The following is a 12,515-nucleotide window of genomic DNA, read 5'->3' on the forward strand; positions in this document are numbered from 1 at the left end:
TATTACATCCGTCCCTTCGGTTTGTTTGACCTGTTTCTTTTTTTGCTCAGTGCTTCTGAGGCAAGCTTTCCAAATTGCTTTTTTTTATCATCCTTATTAGCAATATTACCTGCAACTCTATCAGCTTTCATTTTTTCGAGGGCTTCATTATCTTTCTTTTCTGCAAAGTTTTCCACTCGCTTGCTACTTGCGGTATCTTCACGTGCCACAAAATAAAACAATAAAAACGTAATCCATAAAGCAAACACTGTAATTACGAGCTTTATTATAATCGATAGCCAACCAGAAAGATAGTTCATACCCCTGGAAGGCAATCCTAAACCTACAAGTAATATAATCACAAAAATGATAGTTATTATTTGGATATCTTTTCCTAACTTTTTGGAATCTTCTCGTGACAAAGTGCCATCTTTAGCCGCCAAAGATATAAGTATCGAAGGTACAAATAACGACGTCGTCAACGCAAACCCACTAATAGTCGCGGGAAACGTCCATATATTGATAATAAACATGCAACACGTGATTGCAGCCATTAGATTTCTAAAGAAGTTTAAATTATAAAAGGACATATTTTTCCTTACTTTTTCTTTAATTTGGTAACTATAATCAATTAAAAATTCGTTGAATAGCTTCTTTAATTGTTGCAACCCCAATTACTTGAATTCCTGTTGGAGGTGTCCATCCTTGTAAATTATTCTTAGGAATAAAAATCCGTTTAAAGCCGAGCTTCTGCGCTTCAGCAACTCGTTGTTCGATTCGATTTACTCGTCGGATTTCACCAGTCAAACCAATTTCACCGACAAAACTATCCGTTGGTAAGGTTCCAACATTTCTAAAACTAGAAACAATACCAATAGCTAAAGCTAAATCAATCGCAGGTTCATCAAGTTTGACTCCACCAGCTGCTTTTAAGTACGCATCTTGATTTTGGAGTGTCATGTTAGCTCGTTTTTCTAAAACTGCCATAATCAAAGAGACACGGTTCCGATCTAAACCACTAGCTGTTCGTTGTGCATTTCCATAGACAGTTGGCGTAATTAAAGCCTGAATCTCAACTAAAATTGGACGAGTTCCTTCCATCGAGACTACGATAGCTGAGCCATTGGCATCACTCAAGCGTTCTTCTAGGAAGATTTCAGATGGATTAGAAACTTCTTTTAATCCACCCTCTTGCATTTCAAAAATACCCAATTCATTGGTTGAACCAAACCGGTTTTTAACCGCCCGTAGAATTCTGTAAGTATGATGAAGATCACCTTCAAAATAAAGAACTGTATCCACCATATGTTCCAAAATCTTAGGCCCGGCAATGGCACCACCTTTAGTCACATGACCCACGATAAAAATGGTAATGTTGTTAGTCTTAGCAATTTGCATTAACTCTGCAGTGATTTCTCGAATTTGAGAAACACTACCAACAGCCGATTCAATATCTGGTTCTTGCATTGTTTGAACCGAATCAATGATGACATAGTCTGGGTGAAGTTCTTCAATTGAGTGACGAATATTCGTCATATCCGTTTCTGGATATAGGTAGAAATTCTCACTCGCTACTTTTAAACGATCTGCTCGCATTTTAATTTGAGCAGCACTTTCTTCACCAGACACATATAGAACATCCCGTTTTGTTGCTGCTAGTTGGCCAGAAATTTGGAGTAGCAGAGTTGATTTACCAATACCAGGATCCCCACCAATCAATACTAAAGAACCTGGCACAACTCCGCCTCCGAGGACACGGTTAAATTCTTCCATCTGAGTTTTCACACGGGGAGAATCTTCCATACTAACGTTTTTAATTAGTTGTGGTTTACTGTGTTCGCCTTCAAAGCTAACTCGGCTTTTACGTTCGTTCTTAGGCTCAACTTCACGTTCTTCGACTAACGTGTTCCATTTGCCACAGTTTGGACAACGGCCTAAGAAGCGTGGTGATACATAGCCACATTCTTGACATACAAATTTTGTTTTTACTTTTGCCAATCTATTTCCCCCTGTTTAAAAATGATGAAAACAATTGTAGCACCGAAATGTTCTAATACATATCAATACGTCGTAAATCATATAAATACTTTAAAATTTATTTCTTAGTTGAGCCAAATCCGCCTTCACGACTCTTAGTAACTTCTTTTTCATTATCAGCAGTGAGGTACTTCATGAAGATTCCTTGGCCAATTCGTTCGCCCTTTTTAATTTTTAAATCTCGGAGACCATAGTTGATCATTTGAAAATAGATGGCCCCTTCATTAGCTGGATTATTGTAGTAATCTGCATCAATAATCCCAACCCCATTTGGTAATATCATTCGTCTTTTAAGTGGATTACTGGAACGATTAGCCAACATCAGGTATTCATCGTCTTCCATATAAGCTTTAATACCAGTTGGAATAAGTAATGGTTTTAGATCTTTATCAGCTAAGTCGATCTCTTCATCACTACTATTTTCAGCTTTACGAATTGCACGTAGTATTTTAATAAAGTTTAATTTCCAAATTGATGGTAAAACAAAATCTTCAGATGCTTCAAAGTCATAACCTGCCGCATGTTTTGTTTGACGTTCAGGTAAATTAATATCTTGATCCGCATACTTTTTGATAACTTCAAATCCTCTACTCATAATCGTTCCTCCACAAATTTAATATTAGTTTCATTATCCTTGGTTAGGAAACTTTTGTAAACGAATTCTTTGGAATTGTTGACTTTACTTAAGGAGTTAAGGACAATTAAGTTAATCAAATATGGGAGGTGTTTTTGATGGATTTAATCAACGATGGTAAACGTTTATATTTTAATGACGAAAACGGGCAGTTAGCCGGTGAAGTTTCATATTTCAAATTGCCCAACAAAGATGTTGAAGTACTAGAACGAGTATTTGTTTCTCCTGCACTTCGGGGGCAAGGAGTTGCTGAAGATATTACCCGTGAATTTATGAACTTTATTCAAGAAAATAACGAACAGTTCTATCCACTATGTCCATATTCAAAGCGTTTTTTAGCAAAATATCCCGAATTTGAAAAGTACAACGTTCAAAGTTCGATTTCTGAAGAAGACGTACGCACCGTCCAAAACAACATTAAAGGAGAATAACTCAAAATGGATCAAAATGAATTAAAGAAATTAGTTGGTGAAGAAGCTGTTAAATTTATCGAAGACAATATGGTCGTTGGTTTAGGAACCGGATCAACTGTTAAATTCATGGTTGATGCTTTAGGCGCTCGTGTTAAAAATGAAGGACTTCATATTGTTGGAGTTCCTACTTCAAACCGTACAGCTGAACAAGCTCGCTCATTAGGTATTACAGTTAAGTCTGTCGATGAAGTGGACCACATTGATTTAACAATCGATGGTGCCGATGAAATTAGTAATGATTTCCAAGGTATTAAAGGTGGCGGTGCTGCACATCTATTCGAAAAGATCGTTGCTACTAACTCAAATAAAGTTATGTGGATTGTAGACGAATCCAAAATGGTTCATAAACTTGGTAAATTCCCTCTACCTTTGGAAGTCATTCCTTATGGTAGTAAACAAGTATTTAAGAAATTAGAAAAAAAAGGACTCCATCCTGAATTTAGAATGGATGAACAAGGCAAACACGTTCTAACTGATTCAGAGAATTATGTCATTGATTTACATCTCGGTGAAATCGATCATCCACATGAATTAGCAGACTACTTAATTAAAGAAGTTGGAATCGTTGAACAAGGCCTATTCCTAGATATGGTCAACACGGTGATTGTTGGTCGTCAAGATGGGCCAGAAGTTTTACAAGCCCGTTAAAGCTAAAATTAAAAAACTCTTTTAGAAATGGGATTAAAATTAGAGTATAATGAAAATTAATCTTTTATTTAAGAATGGAGCTGGATGGATTGAGTAACAACGAAATTTCACAAGACTTAATTAATCAATTTAAAAATGATTATGCTAGCCGTAAAGAATCAAAAGTTTTAGAACGTACTGTAACTAAAAACGGAATCTTAGCATCAAGCCAAGATTTACGTGCTGACATTGATAGCACTCCTGTCTTTTCAATCGACTTAGACACTGGTGATGTTGCTAACCAAAAACAAAGTGGTCGTTGTTGGATGTTCGCCGCATTAAACACAATGCGCCATGACATGAAGGATCAATTCCGAGTTAAAGGTAACTTTGAACTTTCACAAAACTACACTTTCTTCTGGGATAAGTTTGAAAAATCAAACTGGTTCTACGAAAACATCATTAAGACTGCTGACTTGGGTACTGACGATCGTAAAGTTTCATGGTTATTAAACGAACCCCAAGGCGATGGTGGCCAATGGGATATGCTTTGTGCCTTAATCGAAAAATACGGTGTTGTTCCTCAATCCGTATACCCAGAAACATATAACAGTTCAAAATCACGTGAATTCGATACTTTATTAAACGAAAAATTACGTAAGGATGCTGTTACATTACGTGAATTAGTTAACGCTAAGACATCTGCTGAAGAAGTTCAAGCACGAAAAGAAAAAATGCTTGGCGAAGTTTACCGCATGGCATCATACAGCTTTGGTGAACCACCAGTTAAATTTGACTGGGAATTCCGCGATGATGACAAACAATATCATCGTGAAGCTGGTATCACACCTAAAGAGTTCTTCACTAAGTACGTTGGTTGGGATCTAGAAACCTACGTCTCAATTATCAACGGACCTACTGCTGACAAACCATTTAACAAAACTTACTCAGTTGAAATGCTTGGTAACGTTGTAAATGGTCGCCAAGTTAAACATTTAAACTTAGACATGCACGACTTCAAGCAAGCTGCTATTAACCAACTTAAAGCTGGCAAATCAGTTTGGTTCGGTTGTGATGTTGGTCAACATTCAGAGCCTCGTGAAAAAGGTTTATTAGATTTAAATGTTTTCGCTGAAGACGAATTATTTGATATCGACCTTTCTATGTCAAAAGCTGAACGACTAGACTACAAGGAAAGCCTCATGACACATGCCATGGTACTTACTGGTGTTGATTTAGTTGATGGCAAACCTAAGAAGTGGAAAGTTGAAAACAGTTGGGGTGAAAAAGTCGGAACTAAAGGTTACATGGTTATGACCGACGAATGGATGGACGAATATTGTTATCAAGTTGTAGTTGAAAAACAATACTTAACTGAAGAACAACGTAAAGCCCAAGCTGAAGAACCAACTCAATTATTGCCATGGGATCCAATGGGTTCACTCGCATACCGCGACTAAGATTAAAATTTAAAAGCAGTTCAAACCTTAGCTGGTTTGAACTGCTTTTTACTTACTTTAAAATTGATTTACTAACAATGTTCAAATACTGGTCCAATTCGTAAACGATTGGCTCTCCATTTTCAACTTCAACGCCATCAATTCCAGCATCTGAAATAGATTCTAGATATTTAATCAAAGCCCGTAAACTGCTACCATGGGCGACAATCAATTGATTCTTGCCATCCAGTAATTCTGGTGCAACGTGGCTGGTCCAATACGGAATCAGTCGATCATAAGCCATATGTAAACTTTCACCCAAGGGCTCTGATAAAATACCATTCTGCGCATAACGGCGATCATATTCTGGTTGATCTAAAAGCGGTGGTACAGCATCAAAACTTCGACGCCATTTGGCAACTTGTTCAACACCATACATTACTCGTGTTTTATCTTTGTTAAGGCCGCGTAATGCACCATAATGGCGCTCATTTAAACGCCATGTTTTAGTTATTGGTAACCAATTTTGATTAATTTGATCTAGCACTAAATCTGCTGTCACGATTGCGCGTTGCAACATGGAGGTATGAACATGGCTAAACTCAATTCCAGTCTCTTTAATTAGCTTTCCGGCACTGATAGCTTGTTGAACACCTTTGTCCGTTAAGGAAACATCAGTCCAACCAGTATACTCATTATCGCGATTGGCTAAGCTTTCACCATGACGCACTAATACTAATTTAACCACGTTCATCCCTCCTCTCTTAATCCATTTTATCCCAATATGCTAAAACATGTGCAAATTTTTCAGTTCTTTGTTTAATCAGTTCATTTGAAGATAAATTATTAAAATCATCAAGCCAAGTTTTGATTGCAGTATTCACCTGTGAAATCACATCTTGGTCTTCTTTTATAATTTGATCGACTAAACCCATTTTTTGTAACTTTCCAGCCGTCATTGGGACTACTTCAGAAACAGTTTCTTTACGCAAGATAGCGCTCATAGCCTCTGGCGAAGCAACTGAAAACAATCCATTTTCAAACATTACAATCCGATTGGAATTGGCAAATGCTAAAGCACCACCACTGTGCCCCTCACCAATAAACACAGCCAAATTTGGAACCTTTAACTGACCCATTTTGGCAATCATCTTGGCAATCATCAGACTTTGGCCTTCATTTTCTGATTCAAGACTAGCATCAGCTCCAGGCATGTTCAAAAAACTGATAACTGGGCGATTAAATTTTTCAGCTAACTCAACCGAACGAAGAGCCTTTCGATACCCGCTAGCTCGAACGGCCCCACCATTCTTTTCAATTCGCTCAGTCAGGCTAGTTCCTCGATCAACTGATAGAATTGTAACTGGTTGATTCTCAAATAAAGCAATACCCGAGAATAATGCAGGGTCATCATGGTTAATTCGATCACCATGTAATTCTAGAACCTGATGAAACAACTGCTGAATAATTTCTTGTCCAGTGATTCGGTTGACATCACGAACTAATTTTAATTTTTGCTCAAGCTCATTAGCCATTTTGATCACCCGCAGTATGTAAATCTAATAATTGTTGTAATACATCTTTCAACTTTTCACGCTGAATCACATCATCCAGCTGACCGTGTTCTAATAAGTATTCCGCACTCTGAAATTCATCCGGTAATTGTTCGCCGCTAGTCTGTTCGATGACTCGTTTACCAGAAAACCCAATTTGGGCGTGATCCTCTGCTAAAACATAATCACTATTAAAAGCAAAGCTAGCTGAAGCTCCACCCATTGTAGGATCTGTCAAAATATTTATATTCAAAATTCCGGCATCCAACAATCGTTCTTGAACGGCTAAAATAGTATTCATTTGAAGCAGTGAAAAGATACCTTCCTGCATTCTTGCTCCACCTGAAGTTACAAATAATACTAATGGTAACCTTTGTTCAAGAGCCGCTTCCATAATCTGGCGAATTCCTTCACCAACGGTCGTATTCAATGTACCTACCATAAATTGATTATCCATGATTCCGGCTGCAACTAAATGATTCCCAATCTTAGCAGTACCAATTGTGATTGCTTCGTCGTGTTTAGTTTTTTGTTGAGCTTTTGTTAATTTATCAGCATATTTTTTAAAATGAAGCTGATCTTTACTTTTGATATTCAAATCAATTTTTTGAAATGAATCTGGATCAAACGTCATTTCAATTCTTTGTTCAACCGTCAAACGTTTCGGAAATCCACAAAATGGGCATCGTAAAAAAAGACCCCATTGTTCAGTATGAACATGACGCCCGCAATATTTACAACTACTCCATAGAGCTTGTTCTGGCATTTCACTCATAACATTCTCCTAAAACATTTTACTCAAAGAATCGATATCATACGTTCCGTTTATAAATTGATCATTTTTACTGATAGTTTTTAGTGTATCAAGATTAGTTTTAATGCCTAATACTTCTACATTGTCTAAGACACTTTGCAATTTTTCAACTGCTTCAGAACGACTAGAACCAGTCACAATAATTTTAGCAATGAGGGGATCATAATACGCTGTCACTTGATCACCCACTTGCATCCCTGTATCAACTCGTACATCTTTGTCAGGCCAAGTGAACTTACTTAGTGTACCAGGAGTTAGTGCACTTAGTCGGACTTCAATTGCATGTTGTTTAAATGTAATTGGCACCAACTTTAAGTTTACATCTGCCGCAACCTTAATCTGCATCTGTACAATATCAAGTCCAGTCGTTTCTTCAGTAACTCCGTGTTCAACTTGCAGTCTTGTATTCATTTCTAAGAAATAAAAATGATTATCAGCAAATAAAAATTCAACGGTTCCCAAATTGTTATAGTGCGTATCATCTAATAGACGATGTACTAATTGATCCAGTTCGGCTTGTTGTTCAGTTGTTAAATCAGCTGGACTTTCCTCAACTACTTTTTGCCGGTGGAGCTGCAAACTGCAGTTTCTGGTTCCCAGATTATAAATCACATTATGTTGTCCTAAAACCTGTACTTCTATGTGTCGTGCATCACTTAGATCTTTTTCAAGATATACTGGCGACACGCCAAAACTAGCAGTAGCTTCTTGCTGCACCGATTTAAATTCCGGCACTAGTTCGTCCATACTTTCAATACAGCGAATTCCTTTACCACCGCCACCAAAGCTTGCTTTGATTAGAAGTGGGAATCCAATTTGTTTTGCTTGAACCAATAAATTCTCAGTACTAGTAATTAATTCACTACCAGGAATGGTCGGAACATTTCGTTCTTCTGCCCATCTGCGGGACGATTCTTTATCTGCAAATTCTTTAATAAGTTCTGACTGAGGTCCAATCCACGTCATTTTACATTCAGCCACCATTTGGGCAAACAGCGGATCTTCTGATAAAAATCCGTATCCAGGGTGAACAGCATCACATTGTTTAATAATGCCGGCCATCAATACTGCTTCTCGGTTAAGATATGACTCACTAGCGGAACCAGTACCGATACAGACAGACTCGTCGGCTAATTTGACAAAACTGGCATGTTCATCAACTGTTGAATAAACTGCTACTGCTTGAATACCTAATGCATGGCACGCTTCAATGATTCGAACCGCAATTTCACCGCGATTTGCTACTAATACTTTCTGAAACATTATTTAGCACCTGTAATCGTAAAAATGGGTTCACCAAATTGAATTCCTGTTCCATCTTCAACATGAATTTTCTTGATCTCACCATCTTGTGGTGCTTTGAGATCATTGAATAGTTTCATACTTTCGATTTGACCGAGTACTTGTCCTTTAGTAACTGTTGTACCTTCTTGAATATTGTCATTGATGTGAATAATTCCAACCATCGGACTGGTTATCACATCATCGTCATCAAGTTCTACATTATCAGTTTCTTTTTGTCCATTTTTGTTAACGTGCAGTTTCAATCCTTCAATTTCAATATCAATCTCGTTGTAAGGATAGTCCTCTAACCGCTGCATTATTTTAAATACTTCATCAATTTTCATAATTCACCTATAGTTTAATAATAATGCTTCCAAAATCTAGTCCAGCACCAAATCCAGTTAGTAAAACTGTTTTAGGTTCGGGATGTTTTTGCTGTAACTGATCCAATGCCATCGCCAATCCGGCTGATGATGTATTTCCATAATCAACAACATTTACCACAAACTTCTCCATTGGCAAATCCAGCTTTTGCGATAGTTGCTCAATGATTCGCAAATTAGCCTGGTGTGGGATGACATAATCAATAGTTTCAGTTAAATGATTCTTTTCTAGAATCGTCTTCATTTGTTCTGGAACTATTCCAGTCGCAAATTCAAAAACCTTCCGTCCGTCTTGATAAAAGGCATCGAGTGAAGGGAAATTAGTCGATTTGATTTCTTTTATGGGATTAATGCGACCGCTATGAATATACTCCGTTCCATTAGCAGCTGTATTAATTTTTTCATCAACATAGAAATCATCGTTAGCTTGATCAGAATTGCTAAGAATCACACCACCAGCACCGTCACCAAAGAAAACGGCTGAAGTCCGATCTTGAAAATCCATCATCTTAGAATTAGTTTCCGCACTGATGACGATTGCATGTTGATAGCGGCCACTTCGCATAAATTTTTCAGCCGTACTTAATCCAAAGACAAATCCAGCACATGCTGATGATATATCAAAAGAAAAAGCATTTTTGGCATTCAATTTACGTTGAACTAGATTGGCCGTTGCGGGAGTCAAAGAATCCGGCGTAATCGTAGAAACAATTATTAAATCAATCTGTTCCGCAGATAAACCTGACTTTTGCAGTAACTCTTCTCCAACTTTAGTCGCTAAGTCTGATGTGTTTTCATCATCCATCGCAAAATGGCGCGTTTTTATTCCTGTATGTTTTTGAATCCATTCATCATTGGTATCCATTACTCGAGCTAAATCATCATTGGTAACAATTCGTTCTGGCACATAATGGGCCGTTGCACTAATTTTTACACTCATATCTCTTCACCTTTTAATTTATGTATTCTATTTTACCAATAAAAAAAAGGAATTAAAAATTTAATCCCCCATTTCAAAACCGCTAGTCCCACGAATAACGTGCTCTTATAGCCAGTCAATATTCTTATTAATCTCTTAAGATATCAAATATCATAATTCAAATGCTAAAGTAGCCATAAATAATTGCTTACGACTCTCAATTTGAAAATCAATTTTGCTGTTGCTTTCAACAATATTTCGAACCGTATTAAGTCCAGTTCCATGATTGTCGCCTTTACTAGTAAATCCTTCATCCATCAGATGTGACACGTTAACCTTATCATCTGAATTAATCGGATTAGCGACTGATATTTGAACTGCATTATGATTATTGAATATGGCTAAATATACTTTTTTCTCATTACCTTGCTTAGCATATTCAATAGCATTATCCATTAAAATACCAATCATTCGGATTACATCAATACCATAGTCAGCTAGTGTTGGAATCTTATCATCAGCTTCAATTAATAAATGGACACCCTCAGTACTGGCTACCATATACTTTTGATAAATCAGATTTTGTAACCCAACATCAGTGATATTCTTCAATTCACCCTGAAATCCCGGCGCTGGCTGAACTAATTCCCACTCTTTACTCAAGCGTTCGTAATAGTGCTTCAATCCGGACATATCGTTAGCGTTAATGTATCCGTCTAACCCAATCATCATGTTTTGAAAATCATGTCTAAACTTATGAATATCTTTCATTTGAGCCGTAACCTGGTGATCAAACTCATGAATCATTGTTCGATTCTGTCGAAGTCTTTTTTCTTCCAGATTCTTTTTATTAGCATCAATAAGAATGTAAAAACAGAATGTAATAATTAGGAATAAAAGCAACTCAAATGAAAACACTAGAACAATCATTACATCATCATTTTTAAGCGAATCTAAAGTGTAGTAAATAGCAAAAAAAGAAACTGTAATAAAAATTGATAGTGAGTTAATTAAAATTGATCTACCATTTGATAACAAATCAGATATTTCATAAAGTGAACTACGAAGACGATCTGGTACATACTTAGCGGTTAGCACTAGTCCTACAAGTTGAACAATATCAGCTCCTATAAATAATAGAATATTATTGGTTCTGAAAATCCACCCCAAAACGAGACTTATAAAACTTGATAGGTCCGTAATAATAAAGACCATCGAGAAGTCTAACACCATCAATAAGAACAAGATTGTCAACTGTTTAATCTGTTTCTGCTGGTGCAAATACAGGATACTTGCTATAACAGGCACTAGAAGAAACCAGTCGGCATCAAAATATAAGTCTATTGCAGCATAAATACCGGCGATTATAGTTGAGATTCCTATTAAAAATTTCGGCTCTCGAACCGGCATCAATTTCGATAGTAGATAAATCAAGAAGAATGTTGAAATAAAATCTGGAATTATCGAATTTATAATTGTATCAGAGACTGTGTTCCATTCCATACAATTTCTCCTCGTCTTTAAAATTTGCCTAAACTATTTAAAATTGCTTTTGCCTTATGTAAATTCCTAACTGAAACATTAACCTCACCACCATTTGGAAATGAAATCGTCCTTCGCTCAGAGTCCAGCTTAATGGCATTATTTAAATTAACTAGAAATCCGCTATCGCTTCTGAATAGCTTGCTATATTTATTTTGAATCTTCTTAATCGATGAATTAAAGATTACTGACCCATCTTTATAATACAAAGTAACTTTATGTGGTTGGTCCATTGTTTCAATATAGTAAACATCAAAAAAGGGAACATAGTTCACTTGTCCCCCAAATTGATATTCAAATACGTTATTAGAACTACTTAAAATACTCATGTATTTCTCGTAAGCATATTTAATATCCCCGACAACAGCTTTTTTTAATTTTTCAATTCCGTCATCTTTAAAGATAAATCCTAAAGGCTCTAAACGGCGTTGAATCGTTAAGTACACTAGCTCACTATGAGTTGAAACAAAGACAAATTGCGCATTCGGCAATTGTTCACGCAGCTGTTCGGCTAAATCAATCCCATTGACAGACTGGTTTTGATATTCAATATCTAGAAAGAACAACGCTCCATCTGGTCGGTCATTCTTAATAGTTTGAATCAAACTAGTTGGATCAGTAAATCCTCCCACAAAATTAGCCGTCACATCCGCCATCATGAGGTAATTTTTAATTATGTTACTATAAATTGCTAATTGCTCAGCATCGTCTTCACACCAATATATGGATAACATGTTTTTCCTCGACTAAATAATCTAATAATTGAATTATACTACATATATTTAGACACGAAAAAAAGACCAGACATGCGATAATCCCTTTGTGGTTGAC

14 protein-coding genes are annotated in these 12,515 nt (G+C 36.6%); 3 read left to right on the forward strand and 11 right to left on the reverse strand.

Going from position 1 to position 12,515, the window contains the following annotated elements:
* Positions 1-2: 2 nt before the first annotated feature.
* The 3 genes from IV88_RS02600 to IV88_RS02610 form a co-directional block, all read right to left on the reverse strand.
* Positions 3-653 (reverse strand): hypothetical protein, encoded by a 651-nt coding sequence (locus IV88_RS02600; protein ID WP_057798439.1) that lies wholly within the window; start codon positions 651-653, stop codon positions 3-5.
* Positions 607-1,977: a DNA repair protein RadA gene (gene radA, locus IV88_RS02605; protein WP_057798441.1), complete on the reverse strand. Its 1,371-nt coding sequence runs from the start codon at positions 1,975-1,977 to the stop codon at positions 607-609. Before radA ends, IV88_RS02600 begins: the two co-directional genes overlap by 47 nt.
* 97 nt (positions 1,978-2,074) lie before the next feature.
* Positions 2,075-2,611 carry a dCTP deaminase/dUTPase family protein gene (locus IV88_RS02610; protein ID WP_057798443.1) on the reverse strand — a complete coding sequence of 179 codons (537 nt, stop codon included), beginning with the start codon at positions 2,609-2,611 and terminating at the stop codon, positions 2,075-2,077.
* A 137-nt stretch (positions 2,612-2,748) separates the two neighbouring features.
* Here IV88_RS02610 and IV88_RS02615 point away from each other — a divergent pair, with 137 nt between their 5' ends.
* From IV88_RS02615 to IV88_RS02625, 3 genes are all read left to right on the forward strand, one after another.
* Entirely contained in the window at positions 2,749-3,081 is a 333-nt protein-coding gene (locus IV88_RS02615; protein ID WP_057798444.1) for a GNAT family N-acetyltransferase, read from the forward strand.
* A 6-nt stretch (positions 3,082-3,087) separates the two neighbouring features.
* Positions 3,088-3,771 carry a ribose-5-phosphate isomerase RpiA gene (rpiA, locus tag IV88_RS02620; RefSeq protein ID WP_057798446.1) on the forward strand — a complete coding sequence of 228 codons (684 nt, stop codon included), beginning with the start codon at positions 3,088-3,090 and terminating at the stop codon, positions 3,769-3,771.
* A gap of 74 nt (positions 3,772-3,845) precedes the next feature.
* Complete coding sequence (locus IV88_RS02625; protein ID WP_057798448.1) at positions 3,846-5,210, forward strand: C1 family peptidase; 1,365 nt, start codon at positions 3,846-3,848, stop codon at positions 5,208-5,210.
* Positions 5,211-5,262: 52 nt separating this feature from the next.
* Here IV88_RS02625 and IV88_RS02630 read toward each other — a convergent pair whose 3' ends face one another.
* From IV88_RS02630 to IV88_RS02665, 8 genes are all read right to left on the reverse strand, one after another.
* Complete coding sequence (locus IV88_RS02630; protein WP_057798450.1) at positions 5,263-5,937, reverse strand: 2,3-bisphosphoglycerate-dependent phosphoglycerate mutase; 675 nt, start codon at positions 5,935-5,937, stop codon at positions 5,263-5,265.
* Positions 5,938-5,953: 16 nt separating this feature from the next.
* A complete protein-coding gene (gene accA / locus IV88_RS02635) occupies positions 5,954-6,724 on the reverse strand; it encodes a carboxyltransferase subunit alpha (protein ID WP_057798454.1) in 771 nt (256 codons plus the stop codon).
* Positions 6,717-7,517, reverse strand: coding sequence for an acetyl-CoA carboxylase carboxyltransferase subunit beta (locus tag IV88_RS02640; RefSeq protein WP_057798456.1), 801 nt, complete (start codon positions 7,515-7,517; stop codon positions 6,717-6,719). Before IV88_RS02640 ends, accA begins: the two co-directional genes overlap by 8 nt.
* Positions 7,518-7,526: 9 nt before the next feature.
* On the reverse strand, positions 7,527-8,819 hold the full coding sequence (locus IV88_RS02645; RefSeq protein WP_057798457.1) for an acetyl-CoA carboxylase biotin carboxylase subunit: 1,293 nt from the start codon (positions 8,817-8,819) through the stop codon (positions 7,527-7,529).
* The gene (locus IV88_RS02650; RefSeq protein WP_057798459.1) at positions 8,819-9,184 is read right to left on the reverse strand and encodes an acetyl-CoA carboxylase biotin carboxyl carrier protein; all 366 of its coding nucleotides are present in this window, start codon (positions 9,182-9,184) and stop codon (positions 8,819-8,821) included. Before IV88_RS02650 ends, IV88_RS02645 begins: the two co-directional genes overlap by 1 nt.
* A gap of 7 nt (positions 9,185-9,191) precedes the next feature.
* Entirely contained in the window at positions 9,192-10,163 is a 972-nt protein-coding gene (locus tag IV88_RS02655) for a beta-ketoacyl-ACP synthase III (protein ID WP_057798461.1), read from the reverse strand.
* A 150-nt stretch (positions 10,164-10,313) separates the two neighbouring features.
* On the reverse strand, positions 10,314-11,645 hold the full coding sequence (locus tag IV88_RS02660; protein ID WP_057798464.1) for a sensor histidine kinase: 1,332 nt from the start codon (positions 11,643-11,645) through the stop codon (positions 10,314-10,316).
* Between the two features lie 17 nt (positions 11,646-11,662).
* Complete coding sequence (locus IV88_RS02665; RefSeq protein ID WP_057798466.1) at positions 11,663-12,418, reverse strand: response regulator transcription factor; 756 nt, start codon at positions 12,416-12,418, stop codon at positions 11,663-11,665.
* Positions 12,419-12,515: the final 97 nt, after the last annotated feature.

Source organism: Pediococcus argentinicus (assembly GCF_001437605.1).
Lineage (GTDB): Bacteria > Bacillota > Bacilli > Lactobacillales > Lactobacillaceae > Pediococcus > Pediococcus argentinicus.

Bases quoted from the DNA above. Each gene is read 5' to 3' on its own strand.
- IV88_RS02610 (WP_057798443.1), bottom strand. From the start codon at position 2,611: ATGAGTAGAGGATTTGAAGTTATCAAAAAGTATGCGGATCAAGATATT.
- IV88_RS02615 (WP_057798444.1), top strand. From the start codon at position 2,749: ATGGATTTAATCAACGATGGTAAACGTTTATATTTTAATGACGAAAAC.
- rpiA (WP_057798446.1), top strand. From the start codon at position 3,088: ATGGATCAAAATGAATTAAAGAAATTAGTTGGTGAAGAAGCTGTTAAA.
- IV88_RS02625 (WP_057798448.1), top strand. From the start codon at position 3,846: ATGGAGCTGGATGGATTGAGTAACAACGAAATTTCACAAGACTTAATT.
- accA (WP_057798454.1), bottom strand. From the start codon at position 6,724: ATGGCTAATGAGCTTGAGCAAAAATTAAAATTAGTTCGTGATGTCAAC.
- IV88_RS02640 (WP_057798456.1), bottom strand. From the start codon at position 7,517: ATGAGTGAAATGCCAGAACAAGCTCTATGGAGTAGTTGTAAATATTGC.
- IV88_RS02645 (WP_057798457.1), bottom strand. From the start codon at position 8,819: ATGTTTCAGAAAGTATTAGTAGCAAATCGCGGTGAAATTGCGGTTCGA.
- IV88_RS02650 (WP_057798459.1), bottom strand. From the start codon at position 9,184: ATGAAAATTGATGAAGTATTTAAAATAATGCAGCGGTTAGAGGACTAT.
- IV88_RS02655 (WP_057798461.1), bottom strand. From the start codon at position 10,163: ATGAGTGTAAAAATTAGTGCAACGGCCCATTATGTGCCAGAACGAATT.
- IV88_RS02660 (WP_057798464.1), bottom strand. From the start codon at position 11,645: ATGGAATGGAACACAGTCTCTGATACAATTATAAATTCGATAATTCCA.
- IV88_RS02665 (WP_057798466.1), bottom strand. From the start codon at position 12,418: ATGTTATCCATATATTGGTGTGAAGACGATGCTGAGCAATTAGCAATT.